General features: G+C 64.3%; 14 protein-coding genes. 7 read left to right on the top strand and 7 right to left on the bottom strand.

Annotated features, from left to right (window positions below):
- Position 1 precedes the first annotated feature (1 nt).
- From JC616_RS18550 to JC616_RS18525, 6 genes are all read left to right on the top strand, one after another.
- Positions 2-895 carry a LysR substrate-binding domain-containing protein gene (locus JC616_RS18550; RefSeq protein ID WP_227104735.1) on the top strand — a complete coding sequence of 298 codons (894 nt, stop codon included), beginning with the start codon at positions 2-4 and terminating at the stop codon, positions 893-895.
- A 222-nt stretch (positions 896-1,117) separates the two neighbouring features.
- Positions 1,118-2,683 carry a BCCT family transporter gene (locus tag JC616_RS18545; protein WP_107800382.1) on the top strand — a complete coding sequence of 522 codons (1,566 nt, stop codon included), beginning with the start codon at positions 1,118-1,120 and terminating at the stop codon, positions 2,681-2,683.
- Positions 2,680-4,692, top strand: coding sequence for a CocE/NonD family hydrolase (locus tag JC616_RS18540; RefSeq protein ID WP_227104733.1), 2,013 nt, complete (start codon positions 2,680-2,682; stop codon positions 4,690-4,692). The genes JC616_RS18545 and JC616_RS18540 overlap by 4 nt, the downstream gene beginning before the upstream one ends.
- Positions 4,693-4,719: 27 nt before the next feature.
- Entirely contained in the window at positions 4,720-4,989 is a 270-nt protein-coding gene (locus JC616_RS18535; protein ID WP_107800380.1) for a CBU_0592 family membrane protein, read from the top strand.
- 163 nt (positions 4,990-5,152) lie between these two features.
- Positions 5,153-5,509 carry a carboxymuconolactone decarboxylase family protein gene (locus tag JC616_RS18530; RefSeq protein ID WP_107800379.1) on the top strand — a complete coding sequence of 119 codons (357 nt, stop codon included), beginning with the start codon at positions 5,153-5,155 and terminating at the stop codon, positions 5,507-5,509.
- A 92-nt stretch (positions 5,510-5,601) separates the two neighbouring features.
- Entirely contained in the window at positions 5,602-6,399 is a 798-nt protein-coding gene (locus JC616_RS18525) for a Cof-type HAD-IIB family hydrolase (RefSeq protein ID WP_227104730.1), read from the top strand.
- A 77-nt stretch (positions 6,400-6,476) separates the two neighbouring features.
- Here JC616_RS18525 and ptsG read toward each other — a convergent pair whose 3' ends face one another.
- From ptsG to JC616_RS18510, 3 genes are all read right to left on the bottom strand, one after another.
- Positions 6,477-8,240 carry a PTS glucose transporter subunit IIBC gene (gene ptsG / locus JC616_RS18520; protein WP_227104728.1) on the bottom strand — a complete coding sequence of 588 codons (1,764 nt, stop codon included), beginning with the start codon at positions 8,238-8,240 and terminating at the stop codon, positions 6,477-6,479.
- Between the two features lie 88 nt (positions 8,241-8,328).
- Positions 8,329-10,848: a phosphoenolpyruvate--protein phosphotransferase gene (ptsP, locus tag JC616_RS18515; RefSeq protein WP_227104726.1), complete on the bottom strand. Its 2,520-nt coding sequence runs from the start codon at positions 10,846-10,848 to the stop codon at positions 8,329-8,331.
- A gap of 468 nt (positions 10,849-11,316) precedes the next feature.
- The gene (locus JC616_RS18510; protein WP_019103721.1) at positions 11,317-11,703 is read right to left on the bottom strand and encodes a DoxX family protein; all 387 of its coding nucleotides are present in this window, start codon (positions 11,701-11,703) and stop codon (positions 11,317-11,319) included.
- Positions 11,704-11,806: 103 nt separating this feature from the next.
- Between JC616_RS18510 and JC616_RS18505 the strand changes: the two genes are divergently transcribed.
- Positions 11,807-12,691 carry a LysR family transcriptional regulator gene (locus JC616_RS18505; protein ID WP_107800376.1) on the top strand — a complete coding sequence of 295 codons (885 nt, stop codon included), beginning with the start codon at positions 11,807-11,809 and terminating at the stop codon, positions 12,689-12,691.
- A gap of 29 nt (positions 12,692-12,720) precedes the next feature.
- On the opposite strand, the gene JC616_RS18500 is transcribed toward JC616_RS18505, so the two are convergent.
- The 4 genes from JC616_RS18500 to JC616_RS18485 all read right to left on the bottom strand — a co-directional run bounded on the left by JC616_RS18500 (position 12,721) and on the right by JC616_RS18485 (position 16,722).
- Positions 12,721-13,938, bottom strand: a complete 1,218-nt coding sequence (locus tag JC616_RS18500; protein ID WP_227104724.1) for a cytotoxic necrotizing factor Rho-activating domain-containing protein — start codon at positions 13,936-13,938, stop codon at positions 12,721-12,723.
- A gap of 375 nt (positions 13,939-14,313) precedes the next feature.
- Positions 14,314-15,063: a flagellar motor protein gene (locus JC616_RS18495; protein ID WP_081545394.1), complete on the bottom strand. Its 750-nt coding sequence runs from the start codon at positions 15,061-15,063 to the stop codon at positions 14,314-14,316.
- Between the two features lie 46 nt (positions 15,064-15,109).
- Complete coding sequence (locus JC616_RS18490; protein WP_081545393.1) at positions 15,110-15,856, bottom strand: RNA polymerase sigma factor FliA; 747 nt, start codon at positions 15,854-15,856, stop codon at positions 15,110-15,112.
- On the bottom strand, positions 15,853-16,722 hold the full coding sequence (locus JC616_RS18485; protein ID WP_107800372.1) for a MinD/ParA family ATP-binding protein: 870 nt from the start codon (positions 16,720-16,722) through the stop codon (positions 15,853-15,855). Before JC616_RS18485 ends, JC616_RS18490 begins: the two co-directional genes overlap by 4 nt.
- Between the last annotated feature and the right edge of the window lie 4 nt (positions 16,723-16,726).

Here is a 16,726-nt window from a genome sequence, read left to right as displayed (position 1 = left end):
CATGAAACCGCTGCCGCCTCTTTATACCCTGATCGCTTTTGAAGCTGTGGCCCGGCTCTCCAGTTTTACCCAGGCCGCCGGTGAACTGAATCTGTCGCAAGGCGCGGTCAGCCGTCAGCTGCAGTTACTGGAAGACTATCTGGGGTGCAAATTGCTGCAGCGGGGCACCCGCAAGGTGGAATTGACTCCGGCCGGCGAACAATACCTGAGCGAAGTCCGCTCCGCCCTGGAGCAATTGGCCGGCGCCACCGCCAGTCTGATGCATTGGCAGCAAGACAAGCAGGTGACGGTGGCCTGTTCCACCGCGCTCGCCTCCTTGTGGCTCATGCCCAATCTCTCCGCCTTCCGCCAGGCTCAGCCTGACCTCTCAATCCGCATTCTGGCCAACGATAATATTCAAGAGCTGCAGGCATTCGAATTCGACCTCGGCGTTTACTATTTCCGTCAGCCTCCCAAGGACGCCGATGCGGTGGCCTTGTTCGATGAGCACATGTACGCGGTTTGCAGCCCGGGCTATTTGCCGGCCGGTCCGGCCCAGCCAGTGGCTTTGTTGGACGAGACGCTGATCACCATGGATGGCGGTCAGCGCGACTGGTTCAACTGGCCGCAGTGGTTTGCCGCCCAAAACATCGCCTGGAGACCGGCCGCCAGACAATTGAGCGTGACCAACCACCATTTGGCAGTGCAGGCGGCGCTGGCCGGGCAGGGGGTGGCGCTGGCCTGGGGGCATCTGATCGACAGCTATCTGGCCAGCGGAGCGCTGGTGATGGCGTCGGACGCCAAGGTGACGATGAGCGGCGCTTTTTACTTGTTGCTGCCGGAACGGAGGCGGCCCAAGCCGGCCACCAGATTGTTCGCGGATTGGCTGGCCTCGCTGGCGGTGATGCGGCGGTGACATCGGATGATGGCCTCACGCCTGCAAGATGGCGATCACACGGCTTGATTGATGAGCTGAAAACATAAATCTATCTAAAACTATCGTTTGTCCCGGCTTGGGTTTATCGCCGACACTGGTTTGGCCTGGGTAATAGCTCAGGCTTGCCTGCAAGCCGCGCCGGCATCAGAACCGCCGCCCCGGGGGCGACAGCGGCGGCAGGCTCCATCAAGGAGACAAACCATGCGTAGCCATCATCGCATCCGGCCCCTGGTGTTCTGGCCCACCTTTTTGCTGCTGTTGGCGGCCTTGCTGCTCAGCTATCTTGACCTGTCGGTCTTTCTCCGTCTGGCCGGCGCAGCCAATAAATGGATACTGGGCCACTTTTCCTGGCTATTCAGCCTAGCCAGTTTCAGCCTGTTGTTGACCTGTGTCTGGGTCTATTGCTCGCCGATAGGCAAGCTGCGCATCGGCGGTGCGGACGCCTTGCCCTTATTGGGCCGCAAGCGCTGGTTCGCCGTCACCTTGATGACCACGATGGCGGTTGGGGTACTGTTCTGGACCTCGGCCGAGCCGATCTACCACCTGTACTACCCGCCGGCGGCGTATGGCCTGCGCGCCGGTAGCGCCGAGGCCGCCAGTTTTGCCATGTCGGCCATGTTTCTGCACTGGACATTCACCCCTTACGCCATTTACACCGTGCCGGCCCTGCTGTTCGGCTTGGTGTTTTACAACCTCAAGCTGCCGTTCTCGGTAGGCAGCATGTTGCGGCCCTTGCTGGGACGCTGGGTGGGCGGCCGCAGCGGGCAATTGATCGACGCCCTGGCTTTGTACTCTCTGGTGGCCGGCATGGCGTCCAGCCTGGGCACCGGCGCGCTGGCGCTGGTGGGCGGCATCAACCAGTATCTGCCCCTGCCTGCCAGCCCGTTCAGCATCGGCCTGGTGATTGCCTGCATTGTCGTGACCTTTGTCTGCTCGGCGCTCAGCGGCTTGCAACGCGGGCTGAGCTGGTTGTCCAGCGTCAATACCTGGGTTTTGCTGGGGCTGGCCGGGTTTTTGCTGATTTTTGGGCCGACTACTTTCATCCTGGCGTTTGGCCTGGAGTCGTTTGGCAACTATTTGAACCAGTTCTTTCGGTTAAGCCTGTCCACCGGCGCGGCCAGCCAGGATGGTTGGGCGGGCTCCTGGACCATCTTCTATTGGGCGGTATGGTTTGCCTGGGCGCCGATCAGCGCCATGTTTCTGGGCAAGATCTCCCGCGGTTACACCGTGCGGGAGGTGATCGTGATGAATTTGCTGCTGCCGGCCGGCTTCACCGCCTTGTGGATCATGATTTTCAGCGGCACGGCCCTATCCATTGATTTGGGCCAGGCCGGCCTGCTCAAAGGCGTGCTGGAGAGTCAGGGCGTGGAGAATGTGCTGTACACCATCATCCGCCAGATGCCCTTGAGCGAACTGATGGTGGCCATGGTGGTGTTCATCGCCTTCCTCAACTATGTCACTGCGGCGGACAGCAATACCGACGCTATCAGCAATCTGTGCACCGCCGGTTTTTCCTCAGACAGCGCCGAAAAAGCGGGCATGGGCATGAAAGTGGTGTGGGGCGGGGTGATCGGCGTGGTGTCTTGGGTGATGACCAGTTACGCCGGCGGCGTCGATGGCGTCAAAATGATGTCCAATCTCGGTGGTTTGCCGGCCTTGCTCATCATCATGGGCTGCATGCTGTCGCTTATCGCCTTGGTGCGTTCCGGCAAGCTGACATGTCCGCCTTCCGACGCGCCCGTAGTCGTCAAGGAGACGCGATCATGAAAACCGTCACTCAGCTGCCGCTGGCCATTCGCGAAGTGGAGCACTTCACCATCACGCTGGCTGACGGCTGCCAATTGGCCGCGCGGATGTGGCTGCCGATGGACGCCGAAGCCAGCCCGGTGCCGGCGATTCTGGAATACCTGCCTTACCGCAAGCGCGACGGCACGGCCGTGCGCGACCAGCTGACTCACCCGTACTTCGCCGGCCACGGTTATGCATGCCTTCGGGTGGACATGAGGGGCTGCGGCGAGTCCGATGGCGACTTCGTCGATGAATACCTGCAACAGGAACAGGACGATGCGCTGGAGGTGATTGCCTGGATCGCCGCGCAAGCATGGTGCAGCGGCAAGGTCGGCATGATGGGCATCTCCTGGGGCGGCTTCAATAGCCTGCAAGTGGCGGCCCGCCAACCGGAGGCCTTGAAGGCCATCATCACGCTATGCTCCACCGACCATCGCTACGCCGACGACATCCACTATAAGGGCGGTGCGCTATTGCTGGAAAACCTGGGCTGGGCCGGCACCATGTTCAGCTATTGCGCCGCCGCGCCCGATCCGCTGTTGGTGGGCGAGGCCTGGCGGGAGCGTTGGCTGCAACGCTTGGAGCGGATGCCTCTGTTGCTCAAAACCTGGCTGAGCCATCAGACCGACGACGACTATTGGCGGCATGGCTCCATCTGCGCCGATTACAGCAGCATTAAGGCCGCCGTTTACGCGGTGGGCGGTTGGGGAGACGCCTATCACAACGCCGTCGGCCGGATGATGCGGCATCTGAGTTGCCCGAAAAAAGCGCTGATCGGTCCGTGGGCCCATAAGTATCCGCACTTCGCGGTACCGGATCCGGCTATCGGTTTTTTGCAGGAAGCGCTGCGCTGGTGGGACTACTGGCTGAAGGATATCGACACCGGCATCATGGCGGAAGACCCGGTCACCCTGTATCTGCAAGACGCGGCGCCGCCGCGGGCCAGTTATGCCGCACGTCCGGGCGTCTGGCTGCGCGACCCGGCCTGGCCCAGCCCGCATGTTCGGCGAAGGGAGTGGGGGCTGAACGCCGCGGGCGAACTGCGGCCGGACATGGCCGGCGAGGGGGAGGCCGCGATTCGTTCGCCGCTGACCACCGGCGCCGCCTGCGGCGAATACTGCGTGATCTGGCTGGGACCGGAGTTCCCGCTGGATCAGCGCCGCGACGACGCCGGCTCGCTGGTGTTCGACAGCCCTGCGTTGGAGCGGGAGCTGCCGCTGTTGGGCGCGCCGACGCTGCGGCTGCGGCTGAAGTGCGACAGCCCCAGCGGTCAACTGGCGGTGCGGCTCAACGATGTGGCGCCGGATGGCGCGGTCACCCGCATCAGTTACGGGGTGCTGAACCTGGCGCTGCGCGACGGTTATCAACAGCGGCGGGCGGTCAGGCCGGACGAGTGGATGGATATCCGGCTGCAACTGGATGATTGCGGCTACCGTCTGCCGGCGGGCCATCGGCTGCGCTTGAGCGTTTCCAGCGCTTACTTCCCGCTGATCTGGCCGGCGGCGGATCATGCCCGGCTGACATTGGACCTGGCCGGCGCCACGCTCAGCCTGCCGGTGCATGATCTGAGCACCGTGGTGGCGCAGCCCTTTGCCGAGCCGGAAGGCGCGCCGCCGCTGGCGCTGAGTTATTTGCGCTCTCCCGCCAGCAGCCGCGAAATCATCGAGGACGCGATGAGCGGCGAGGTGCGCACCGAGATTCGCGACGATTTCGGCCACTATCGCTTTGACGACCATGGTTTGGAAGTGGCGCAAAGCTGCGAGGAAATTTACCGTATCCGGCCCGATCAGCCTTTATCGGCCAGCGGCGTGGTGAAGTGGAGCTATAGCGCCGGCCGCGGTGATTGGCGGGTCAGTGTGGAGAGCGAATTGAGGCTGACGGCGGATGCCCATCATTTTCGCATTCAGGCGGAGCAAAGCGCTTGGGAGGGGGAGCAATTGCTGCAACGGCGGGAATGGGACGAATGGGTGCCTCGTCAGGTCCAATAAGGCGGAACACCGCAAGGATGGTGAGCGATGATGTGGTATGACTGGATAGGGCTGATCGGGGTGTTTTTCTATCTCCTGGCCTACAGCCTGCTGCAATGGAGGCTGGTGGACTTGAGCGACTACAGCTATAGCGGCTTCAATCTGATTGGCGCGATGCTGCTGCTGATCTCGCTGTGTTACGCCTTCAACTTGGCTTCATTGCTGGCGCAAGTGTTGTGGATCGTCATCAGCTTGGTGGGCATGCGCAAAACCCGCAAGGAGCGCTTGCTGGCCTTGTCGGGCAGGGAGGGGATTTAGGCCGAGCGGGCGGCGGAGGCGTTTTACATGCCGTCCATGGCGGCTGGCCACCAGCTGCCTGAAAAGCCGAACTCGATGAGGTCGGCTTTTTACATTGCGGCTTGCTTTCATCTTTCAATATATGATTAAATATAATATATATTGTTATGTTAAGGAGACGAGCATGAGCTTTCATTACCCTGATTTGAGTGCGGAACTGGGCGCGGAGTTGAGCAAGCTGCGCAAGGAAATCCCGGAAACGATGAAAGGCTTCGGCCAGATGAGCCGGGCCGCTCACGCGGACGGCGCCTTGTCGAACCGGACCAAGGAACTGATCGCGCTGGCCATAGGCATCGCCAACCGCTGCCACGGCTGTCTGGCTTTCCATGCCAAGGCGCTGGTGGAGCTGGGCTGCAGCCGCGCCGAATTCATGGAGATGCTGCAAGTGGCCGTCTATATGGGCGGCGGCCCTTCCTTGATGACGGCGGCGGAGGCCTTGCAGGCCTATGAGCAGTTCGGCGGGGAGAGCGCGCCCGACTGATCCCGGTTCGGACCAGAAAGCGCTCGCTCGCATTGATGGGCAGCGCCGCCGGGCGGGCGTATACTGTGCGCTTCTGTTGTCGCGGGAGTTTGATGGTGTATCACTTCATCGCATCCGATCTGGATGGCACCTTGCTGGACCCCAATCACGCGGTGGACGATTTCACCGCCAGCACCTTGCAGGCCCTGCAGGCGCGCGGCGTGCGTTTCGCCATCGCCACCGGCCGTCATTATCTGGACGTGCAGGGCATACGTCAGGCGCTGGGCATTCGCGCTCACCTGATCACGTCCAACGGCGCGCGGGTGCATGATCCCGACGACAAGCTGGTGCATCGCCAGGATATCGATCCCGTCTTGGTGCGCCGGCTGGCGCAGCCGGAGTTCGCCGCCGGCACGGTGCTGAATTTCTATCTGGACGACGCCTGGCTGATCGACCAACCCTGCCAGTATCTACTCAATTTCCACGCCGATTCCGGCCTGCGCTATCAATTGGCCGATCTGGCCGGGCACGGCGGCGAGGGTGTCGGCAAGGTGCTCTACATCGGCGAGCACGCGTATTTGCTGGAGGTGGAGCGCAAGCTGCACCAGGCCTTCGGCGATGAGCTGTACATTACTTTCTCGGCCGACGATTGCCTGGAGGTGATGGCGCCCGGGGTGTCCAAGGGCCACGCGCTGGAGCTGGTGTTGTCGGATCTGGGCCTGGACAAGGCGCATTGCCTGGCCTTTGGCGACGGTCAGAACGATATCGAACTGCTGCGCACCGCCGGCCACCCGCGGATGATGGGCAACGCCCAGGCGCGGCTGGCCGAGCAACTGCCGGATGTGCCGCGCATCGGCAGCAACCGCGAAGCCGGCGTGGCGCGCCATCTGCGCGAGCTGTTCGCCTTATAGCCGAGACGGGCCCCGCCAATAAAAAACGCCAGCGCTTGCGCTGGCGTTTTTACGTGGTGCGGATCGTTTCGGTTCGCTCAGCCTTGAAGCGCCTGAGCCAGGCCGGCGGCTTGATCGCCGACGATCAAATGCCAGACGCCGGGCGCCACTTCCAGCATCGCCGCCACGCCGGCCGCTCGGGCCGCGTCCTGATTGAGCAGCGAGCCCTGCTTCAGCTCCACGCGCAAGCGGGTATGGGCGATGGCTTCCACCTTGGCCAGATTGGCCGTGCCGCCCAGCGCCTGGCGCAGCGCCGCGGCCTGGCCTTGATCCGCTGCGGGCGTCGGCGTCGCCGCTTGCGCCGCCGGAGCCGGCGCGCTGGCCGGGGCGTCGATTTCGGCGTCCGCGCCCGCGCCGCGCAGATAGATTTCCATATCGGTTTTCAGGTTTTCCGACTGCGGGCCGAAGATGGCCTGGATGCCGTTGCCCACCACCACCACGCCGGACGCGCCCATGCTCTTGAGCTTGGCCTGGTTGACCTTGGCCGGCTCCCGCACCGCGATGCGCAGGCGGGTGATGCAGGCGTCCAGGCTGCTGATGTTGCTGCGGCCGCCAAAGGCCAGAACCAGTTCGCGCGCGCGCGCGTCTTCGCTGACCGCCGCGCCGGCGTCGGCGCTCTCGTCCTCGCGACCCGGGGTTTTCAGGTTGAACTTGGCGATGACGAAGCGGAACACCCCGTAGTAGATGGCCGCGTAGATCGGGCCGAGGATGAACACGTACCAGGCGTGCTTGGCCTTGTCGCCGATCAGGTTGAACATCAGGAAATCGATGCCGCCCTGGGAGAAGGTGAAGCCCATGTGCATGTCCAGGGTGTTGGCGATGAACTGCGCCGACGCCGCCAGGCAAGCGTGGAGGAGGTAGAGCACCGGCGCCACGAACAGGAAGGAGAATTCGATGGGCTCGGTGATGCCGGTCAAAAAGGAGGTCAGCGCGGCGGAAATCATGATGCCGCCCACCTTGACGCGGTTCTCCGGCTTGGCCGAATGCCAGATGGCGATGGCCGCGGCCGGCAGGCCGAACATTTTGAACAGGAAGGCGCCGGACAGGATGCCCGCGGTCGGATCGCCGGCGAAGAAGCGGTTGATGTCGCCGTGTATCATCTTGCCGCTGATCGCGTCCGGGAAGGCGCCGATTTCAAAGAAGAAGGGCACGTTCCAGATATGGTGCAGGCCGAAGGGCAGCAGCAGCCGTTCTACGAGGCCGTAGACGGTGGCGGCGGTGCGCGGATCGCTGACCGCGGCCCACTGCGAGAAGCTCTTGATGCCGTTGCCTATCGGCGGCCAGATGAAGGACAGCGCCACGCCCAGCGCGATGGCGCTGATGGCGGTGATGATGGGCACAAAGCGCTTGCCGGCGAAGAAGCCCAGGTATTCGGGCAGCTTGATCCGGTAGAAGCGGTTGAACATATAGGCCGCCAGGCCGCCGGCGAGAATGCCGCCGAACACGCCGGTCTGGATGGACGGCAGGCCCATGATGGTGTCGGGCTTGACCCCCATCAGGCCGGCCATCACCCCCAGGGTGACGGTGGTGACCAGGTGGCCGATCACGGCGGCGATCGCCGCCACGCCGTCGTTTTCGGTAAAGCCCAGCGCCACGCCGACGGCGAAGATCAGCGGCAGATTGCCGAAGATCACGTCGCCGGAGTTCTTCATCAGCGACAGGATGGCCAGCGCGACGGTGTTCTGGGTGTGGAAATCGGTGGCGCCTATGCCCAGCAGCAGGCCGGCCACCGGCAGCACGGCCACCGGCAGCATCAGCGCTTTGCCGATCTTTTGCAGAAATGCGAATGATTGACTAAACATGGTGGTTCATTCCTTGCTCAACAGCGTAGGAAATAGCGGGCGGCGCATTCGCCGCCCTACATCGCTCCGGATGGCCGGAGAGTCTCGTTTATCGGGCTTGCGCGTTCAGGTGTTCGCGGACTTCGCTCGCCGTGGACAGGGCCAGCGCTTGTTGCGCCAGAGCCTCGCACTCCGCCGCGCTCCAGCGCGACAGCGTGGCCTTGACCGCGGCCAGCGCCGGCGTGCTGACCGACAGCTCGCTGACCCCCATGCCCACCAGCAGCGGCGCGGCGCGCTCGTCGGAGGCGAGGCCGCCGCAGATGCCCACCCACTTGCCGTGGGCGCGGGCGCCGTCGCAAGTCATCGCGATCATCGCCAGCACCGCCGGGTGCAGCGCGTCGGCCTGCTTGGCCAACTGCGGGTGGCCGCGGTCCATCGCCAGCACGTACTGGGTCAGGTCGTTGGTGCCGATGGAGAAGAAGTCCACTTCCGGCGCGAAGCGCGCGGCCATGACGGCGGCGGACGGCACTTCCACCATGATGCCCACCTTGACGTCATGCTGGCCGCTGGCGGCCTGCTCTTCGGCCAGCACGGCCTTGGCGGCGCGCAGTTCGTCCAGCGAGGCCACCATGGGGAACATGATGTGCAAGCGGGTCAGCGGCGCGGCTTGCAGGATGGCGCGCAACTGGGTGCGCAGCAGGTCCGGGCGCTCCAGGCTGACGCGGATGCCGCGCAGGCCGAGGAAGGGGTTGTCCTCCTTGGGCAGCGGCAGGTAGGACAGGGGCTTGTCGCCGCCTACGTCCAGGGTGCGCACCACCAGCGGGCGCTCCTTGCCGAGCGCGCGGGCCACCGCGCAGTATTCCTCCGCCTGTTCCTGCTCGCTGGGCGGGGTGTCGCGGTTGTCGAACAGAAACTCCGAACGCAGCAGGCCCACGCCCTCGGCGCCCTTGGCCACCGCTTCGCGCGCGTCGGCGGCGTTGCGGATATTGACCACCACTTCGATGCGGACGCCGTCGCTGGTGCGGGCTTCCCGCTGCGACATTGCCGCCTCGGCGGCGCGGCGCTCCGCGATCTGCGCGATCTCCGCCTCGGCGGTGGCCAGCTGTTCGGCGTTCGGCGCAATGCGCAGCGTGCCGCGGCCGCCGTCGATGACGACTTGTTCGCTATCGGGCAGGGCCAGCGCGGCCTGGGAGATGCCGCAGATCGCCGGGATGCCCAGAGAACGCGCCAGGATGGCCACATGGCTGGTGGCGCCGCCGGTGCGGGTACAGAAGCCCAGCACCTTGTTGGGGTCCAGCGCGGCGGTGTCGGACGGGGTCAGGTCTTCCGCGATCAGGATGGAGCCGGCAGGCACGTCCAGGCTGGCCTGCTTGACGCCGGCCAGCAGCGCCAGCACGCGGCGGCCCACGTCGCGGATGTCGTTGGCGCGTTCGCGCAGCAGCGCGTTGTCTTGCGCTTCCAGCCGCGCGGAGTAGGAACTGAAGGCGGCGCGCCAGGACCAGGCGGCGGATTTGCCGTCGGCCAGGCCGGCGTAGGTCTGCGCCAGCAGGTCCGGGTCTTGCAGCAGTTCCTGGTGCATGGACAGGATGGCCTGCTTGGCCTTGTCGGTCAGCTGGCTCTTGACCGCGTCGATCTGCTGAGCGGCTTCTTCGGTGGCGCGGGCGAAGTGTTGCTGTTCCAGACTGGCGCCCTGGCCGAATTCCGGCACATCGAATTCCTGCAGCCGGTGATGATAGACGCGGCCGATGGCCAGGCCGGGAGAGGCGCCGACGCCGACCAGCAGCTCGGCGCTTTCCTGTTGTTGGGCGACGGCGGCGATGGGCGCGGGCGCGGCCGGCGCTTCGTCTTCGGCTTCGCCGCAGCGGTCCAGCAGCAGCTGGGTCAGCTCGGCCAGCGCCTGTTCGGCGTCCGCGCCGACGGCTTCGATGCGCACCTTGTCGCCGTTGCGGGTGGACAGGCCCATCACGCCGACCACGGATTTGGCGTTGGCGGACTGCTCGTCCAGCAGCAGGTGGATGTCGGCCTGGAAGCTTTTCGCCTTGCTGGCGAAGACCGCGGCCGGCCGGGCGTGCAGGCCGGCGGGGTTGGTGATTTCGATTTCCGGGGACAGCAGCTTGGCGCCGCCGGCCGCGGGCGCTGCGGCGGCGGCCGCGCCGGCCAGCTCCAACTCCAGCACCGCGGTCTTGCCGGCCTCGGCCAAGCCGCTGGCGCGGTGCATGGCGCTGACGGTTTCGTCGCCGTTGGTGATGATGATCTGGGTCAGCAGGCTCTGCGCGTTGCGCGCCACCATGTCCAGATTGAAGTCGATCAGCGCCTGGCCGGCGCTGACGCGTTGTCCTTGTTCCACCAGCGGCTGGAAACCCTGGCCTTTGAGCATCACGGTGTCGATGCCGATGTGCACCATCACTTCCACGCCTTCGGGCGAGGTGATGGTGAGCGCGTGGTGCGCGGAATGGAGATTGCTGACGACGCCGGACACCGGCGCGAGCAGACTGCAGGAGGTGGGGTCCAGCGAGATGCCGTCTCCCACCATCTTGCCGGCGAACACCGGATCCGGGACGGTGTCCAGGGCGACCAGCCACCCGGAGAGGGGGGCGAGGATCTTCAGTCTTGGCAAGGGTGTGCTCATATGTAACTCCTCAGATCGGGAATTTATCAGTTGTTTTATTACGAGCGTCGGCCTGCTTCTTCATGAGCGGTTCCGCGTGGCGTGCCGGATAGGGTACACCGTACGGAAAGGCCTGTCTTGATTCGATGGCGCTGCGGCATCCATCGCGCGGCAACAGTACAGACGCTTACTGTCCAGCTGGCGATATGATGCCAATATTGTAGTTTAACTACATCGAAATAACGGTGCAGCTTGATGGCAATCAAGAAATTGCGCAAGTAGGAATTCACGTATTTGCACTAGTTCGCGCGGAGACGATGGCGGAGGGACGAGGCGGGCTGCGACGGGGATGGGTTTGGCGTGGAAATGCGAGCGTCTTGGCGGCGGGGCCCGCGGCCGGGCGGCTGTTGCATTTTTGTTATGCGCGAAATGAAAAACGGCGGCCTCTCGAGAGGGCCGCCGTCTTGGAGGCGGTCAGGCGCCGTTGTTTCAGGCCTGGCGCTTGTTGTCGCCGAGGAAGAACAGGGCCAGCGAGCCGGCGATCAGGAAGGCCGGGTATTCCCAGCCGCCGCCTTCGTTGGCGAACATCCAGCCGTGGGCGCCGTGCACCAGCACGATGGTGCCGAGCAGCAGCGGGGTCAGCGCCAGCGCCACCCAGCGGGCGAAGAAGCCGGACAGCAGCAGCAGGCCGCCGCCGACTTCGGCCAGGATGGCCAGGTAGCCGACGAAGCCGGGCAGGCCCAGGCTGGCGAAGTAGCCGGCGGTGCCGGCCGGTGTGAACACCAGCAGCTTGAGCAGGCCGTGGGACAGATACATCAGGCCCAGCGACAGGCGCAGGATCAGGGTGCCGAGGGCGGGGTTCTGGAAGCGGTTCATGGTGGGTTCCAATCAAGTTTGCGATGGAGAGCATTTGACCATGTAGAGAAAACTCAATAAATCCGCTATTAATAAAAATATTGTTTACCAATAGGAAATGATCATGGACCGCTTTTCGGAAATCCGCGCCTTCGTCTGCGTGGCGGAGCTGGGCAGTTTCGCCGCCGCCGCCGAGCGGCTGGAGCTGTCGCGGGCGATGGTGACCAAGCTGGTGTCCAGTCTGGAAGGGCGTCTGGGCGTGCGGCTCATGCATCGCACCACGCGGCGTTTGTCGCTGACCGAGGCGGGCGAGACCTATCTGGGGCAGGCCGGCGGCCTGCTGGCCGAGCTTGACGATCTGGACGCGCGTTTATCGCACGGCGCCAGCAGTCCGGTGGGGCGTTTGCGAGTGTCGGCCCCGGTGTCCTTCGGCATGCGTTATCTGGGGCGCGCGGTGGCGGGCTTTCATCTGCAGTACCCGCAGATCGAAGTGGAGCTGAACTTGAACGACAGGCGGGTGGACTTGGTGGAAGAAGGTTTCGACCTGGGTTTGAGGGTGTCGAATCTGTCCGACTCCTCCCTAGTGGCGCGCCGGCTGGCGCGGATACGGGATCTGGTCGTCGCCGCGCCCAGCTATCTGCAACGCTGCGGCACGCCGGCGACGCCGGCGGATCTGGCCGAGCATCAGTGTCTGCTGTACGCGCTGACCGCGCAGCCCAATCTATGGGATTTCACCGCGCCGGACGGCAGCAGCGGCCGGGTCAAGGTCAAGGGCATGCTGCGCGCCAACAACGGCGACATCCTGACGGACGCCGCCGTCCACGGCATGGGGGTGATCCTGCAGCCGCGTTTTCTGGTGGAGCAGGGCCTGGCGGACGGCACGTTGGTGCCGCTGCTCAGCGATTACGACTGGCACTGCCTGGACTTGTCGGCGGTGTACCCGGCGCGGCGGCACGTGCCGGGCAAGGTCCGGGCTTTCGTCGATTACCTACAGCAGTTTTTCCAGTAGCGGCGGCGCGTAGCTGATTGGCCGTGGGCTCAAAGCCGACTCATGTCGACCGCGTAAATTTCGGCGTCCTGTGAATGAACGCCGCAGTTGTGATTGATCCGCATGCTGTCGCCCAGGAACTCAAGGCTCAGGCTGTCGCCGGTCTTCTTGAGCAGCGCCAACGCGTTGCCGACGCTGGCCAGCTCTTGCCCCAGCGGCGTCTTGTTGTAGTCAAAGTGGTGGACATGGCCGCTGTCCGCTAGATCCGGCGTTTCCCCCTTGCCGCTGTAGACCATCATCGCGTGATCGAAATGATCGCGAAGAAAGGCGGCCAGTTCGCGGTTATTGCCGACCGGACGGTCTGGCGGAGCTTGGTCGCCGCATAGCCGTCTATGGGCGTCCACAATGGAGCGCGCGCCGTCGGTCGCCGTCTCCCATTCTCCGTCGCCGTTTTTCACGGTGCCGGCGTGATAGGCGTAAAGCATTCCTGCTTTCAGCGCGTAGACCATGGTGCAGCCGGAGAGCGCGCCGGAGTTGAACAGGCAGCAATCGCCGTCCCGTAGCGCGCCGGTGTCGAACTTCACCCCTACCGTGCCTTGCAGGCCGTTGCCGATTTCGATCAGCCGCAGCGTGTCGCCGAACTGGAATTTATTGTAATAGTTGCCGATCGGCGTGCCGGGAATCAGCTCCTTGGCTTTGGCCTGGCCGCCGTGAGAGTACTGGATGAAGTCGGAGGAGACGGCGTCGCCGCCTTTTTTATCGCCCTCCCGGTCGTGGCGGACGCAGTCGACGACGCCGGCCGGAGCGGAGGCCTGGGCGCCGCCTTCGACGGAAAGCACGCCCTTGCCGATCAGCGGAGCGACGCTGCCGGACAACACTTGCGATTTATCCCGCTCGAACAAGAGCTTTTCTTGCGGCGAGGAGGTGGTGACGGTTTTGTTTTGTCTGACGTCCTGCCTGAAGTTCGCCGTGGGATCGCCGTATTTGGCGTGGTCGTGCACGACGCGGCTTTGGCTGATCAAGGCCTTTTTGGCGTGGTAAAGATTGGCTTGCGCGTTTGGGTCCTGGCAGAGCTGCCGGACGAAGGCCTTGGCGCGTTTGGTCTGATCCGGGTGCAGCAGGCTGTGCAGCCGGCTGTTGTACACCACCAGGGCGCCGCTTTTGCTCAGGCCGAATCTCAGGTCTTGGGCTTTGCCCTGCTTGGCCGCCGGCTGTTGAAGCAATTGTTCGTAGATTGTTTTGATGGATATCGGACTCGATATTTTCATCTGCTGTTCCAGGCGGAATAGGGGATGGAGAAGGGCTTTCCCTCGCTGTGGCGCTGGGCCGGCGCGAGGGCGCTGCTTTGGTTTCGGGCCAGGGGTCTGGCCGCGCTGACCATTGCAGCGAAAAAGGAGGGGTCTGTCTTTCAAAAAACGACGACGGGGAGGGGGAGAGCGGAGAGGAGGAAGGCGGCCGCTTAGAGCCTGTTCAAAGTCTCGCGAGCAAGGGCGAGACAAGGCGAAAACGAGCGAAAAAGCGGAATGTGCACGTGGCACATGAGCATTTTGAGCTTGTTTTCAACGCTGTATCGCTGAAGCGCAGCAGACATTGAACAGGGTCTTAGGCCGCTGGCGGGAAAGCGCGCGCTGGGCGCGCGCTTTTTATTCGTGCATCGCCAGGAAGCCCTTGAGACGGCTTTCGATGATGCGCGGGTTTTCGCCGTTGGCGATGGAGACCAGGCCTTCCACCACCAGCTCTTTCAAGGCGACTTCCGAGGCGATCAGGTGTTTGAGCTTGTTGGCGATGGGCAGGAACAACAGGTTGGCGGAGCCGACGCCGTAGACGGTGGCGACGAAGGCGACGGCGATGCCGGCGCCCAGCTTGGACGGGTCGGACAGGTTTTCCATCACGTGGATCAGGCCCAGCACCGCGCCCAGAATGCCCATGGTCGGCGCGTAGCCGCCGGCGGATTCCCAGATGCGCGCCGCCTGTTTGCGCGCGTGTTCGAACATGGAGATCTCCACGTCCATCACCGAGCGCAAGGTGTCAGGCTCCGCGCCGTCCACCAGCATTTGCAGCGCTTTCTTGATGAAGGGGTCTTTTTGCAGGTTGATGTAGCCTTCCAGCGCCAGCAGGCCGCCCTTGCGCGCGGTCTGGCTCCAGTTGATGACTTCGCGGATCATCTTGTCGTGATCCAGCACCGGCGGCTGGAAGATCCATTTGAGCATGCGCACGCCGGCGGCGAATTGCTTGGGCGTGCTTTGCAGCATCACCGCGCTGACGGTGCCGCCGATGACGATCATGAAGGCGGTCAGCTGCATCAGGGAGCCGATGTTGCCGCCCTCCAGCGCCTGCCCCGCGATAATGGCGGTCAGGCCCATCAGAATGGCTACAATGCTTATCTTATCCACGCGAAGTTCCGGTTTTTAATGTTATGCCGCGTCAGGGCGCGGAGGGTCAGAGCCAGTCCTTGATGCGCGCGCGCAGCCGGGCGATGGCCTGGCTGTGCAGTTGGCTGACTCGGGATTCGGAGACGCCGAGCACCGCGCCGATTTCCTTCAAGTTCAATTCCTGCTCGTAATACAGGGACATCACCAACTGGTCGCGCTCCGGCAGCAGCTTGATGCCGTCTATCAGCGCCTGGCGGAAGCCGCCGTCGGCCAGCGCGGCGAACGGGTCCGGCGAGTCGTCGTCGGCGACATTGGCCACCGCGTCGGGCAGCGCGTCGCCGTCGTCGTTGGAAAAATCTTCGAAATGCAGCAAGGTCATGCCGCGGCAATCGCCCAGCATGTCCTGGTACTGCTCCAGCTCCAGCCCCATTTGCGCGGCGATTTCCGATTCCAGCGGCGAGCGGCCCAGCTGGTGTTCCAGCTGGCGGACCGCGTCTTCGATCTGGCGCGAGTGGCGGCGCGCCTGGCGCGGCATCCAGTCTTCGCGGCGCAGTTCGTCCAGCATGGCGCCGCGCACCCGCTGGCTGGCGAAGGTTTCGAACATCACGCCCTGGGCCGGGTCGAATTGGCGCGCGGCTTCGATCAGGCCGATGACGCCGACCTGGATCAGGTCGTCGATGTCGACCGAGGCCGGCAGCCGGGCGATCATCATGCCGGCCAGCTTCTTGACCAGCGGCGCGTAGGCCTCCACGTCGATCTCGGCGGGAGGCGAGGCGGCGGCGTAGCCGGTTCGGCGTAAGGACGGCAAGCTCATAGCGGTTTGACTCCATCCGCCTCGGCCCAGTCGCGTGAGGCGGCAATCAACAAATCCATGAATCCGGTGCCGCTGCGCGGCGTTTCCTGGGTGTCCCACTGCGGCAGCACCGCGGCCAGCTGCGAGAAGGCCATCGCGGCCTCGCTGTCCGGAAACGCCTCCATCAACGGCCGGCGCAGCGTCTGGCTGCGACGCACCGCGTTGTCCATCGGCACAAAGCCCACCCAGCGCAGCGATACCGACAGGAATTCGCCGGTGGCGGCGGACAGCCGGGTGAACAATTCGCGCGCTTCCTCCAGATGGCGCGCGCGGTTGATCAGCACATTGAAGCGCTGGCGGCCGTAGCTGCCGGACAACCTCTTGATATTAGCGTAGGCCGTTGTCAGCGACTCCGCCGCCGGCGTGAGCACTAATACCAAATTGTCGGCCACGCTGGCCGGCACCGGGTCGTGGGCGGGGCTGGGGGCGTCCACCAGCAGCACCGAGGCGTCGCGTTCCAGCGCGGCGAATTCGCTGCCCAGCCTCAGCCATAGCTGAGCGGAGAACAGCGCGCGCTCTTCCGGGCGCGCGTAGAGATTGATCAACTGAATGCCCTGGCGCGAACTCATCATCATCTCGTCCAGGCCGCCCAGGGTCAGCACCTGGCTTTCCAGCGTGGCGGTGGTGGGCACGCCCAGACGGCGCGCCTGCACCTGGCCCAGCGTGCAGTCCACCAGCAAGGGCCGCTGGCCGGCGTAGGCCAGGCCCAGCGCCAGTTCGGTGGCCAGGGTGCTGGCGCCGGCGCTGGCGGAGCCGATGAAGGCGAAACTGGGCGCGCGCGCGGACCGGGCGCTGAGCAGGCGGAGGCTGGCGGCTTGATCCTGCATCGCG

Origin of the sequence: Chromobacterium rhizoryzae, from assembly GCF_020544465.1 — a bacterium.
Classification (GTDB): Bacteria; Pseudomonadota; Gammaproteobacteria; order Burkholderiales; family Chromobacteriaceae; genus Chromobacterium.
The sequence above is the reverse complement of the archived record's forward strand: the minus strand, read 5'-3'. Positions and strand labels throughout refer to the sequence as shown.

Bases quoted from the DNA above. Each gene is read 5' to 3' on its own strand.
- JC616_RS18550 (WP_227104735.1), top strand. From the start codon at position 2: ATGAAACCGCTGCCGCCTCTTTATACCCTGATCGCTTTTGAAGCTGTG.
- JC616_RS18545 (WP_107800382.1), top strand. From the start codon at position 1,118: ATGCGTAGCCATCATCGCATCCGGCCCCTGGTGTTCTGGCCCACCTTT.
- JC616_RS18540 (WP_227104733.1), top strand. From the start codon at position 2,680: ATGAAAACCGTCACTCAGCTGCCGCTGGCCATTCGCGAAGTGGAGCAC.
- JC616_RS18535 (WP_107800380.1), top strand. From the start codon at position 4,720: ATGATGTGGTATGACTGGATAGGGCTGATCGGGGTGTTTTTCTATCTC.
- JC616_RS18530 (WP_107800379.1), top strand. From the start codon at position 5,153: ATGAGCTTTCATTACCCTGATTTGAGTGCGGAACTGGGCGCGGAGTTG.
- JC616_RS18525 (WP_227104730.1), top strand. From the start codon at position 5,602: ATGGTGTATCACTTCATCGCATCCGATCTGGATGGCACCTTGCTGGAC.
- ptsG (WP_227104728.1), bottom strand. From the start codon at position 8,240: ATGTTTAGTCAATCATTCGCATTTCTGCAAAAGATCGGCAAAGCGCTG.
- ptsP (WP_227104726.1), bottom strand. From the start codon at position 10,848: ATGAGCACACCCTTGCCAAGACTGAAGATCCTCGCCCCCCTCTCCGGG.
- JC616_RS18510 (WP_019103721.1), bottom strand. From the start codon at position 11,703: ATGAACCGCTTCCAGAACCCCGCCCTCGGCACCCTGATCCTGCGCCTG.
- JC616_RS18505 (WP_107800376.1), top strand. From the start codon at position 11,807: ATGGACCGCTTTTCGGAAATCCGCGCCTTCGTCTGCGTGGCGGAGCTG.
- JC616_RS18500 (WP_227104724.1), bottom strand. From the start codon at position 13,938: ATGAAAATATCGAGTCCGATATCCATCAAAACAATCTACGAACAATTG.
- JC616_RS18490 (WP_081545393.1), bottom strand. From the start codon at position 15,856: ATGAGCTTGCCGTCCTTACGCCGAACCGGCTACGCCGCCGCCTCGCCT.
- JC616_RS18485 (WP_107800372.1), bottom strand. From the start codon at position 16,722: ATGCAGGATCAAGCCGCCAGCCTCCGCCTGCTCAGCGCCCGGTCCGCG.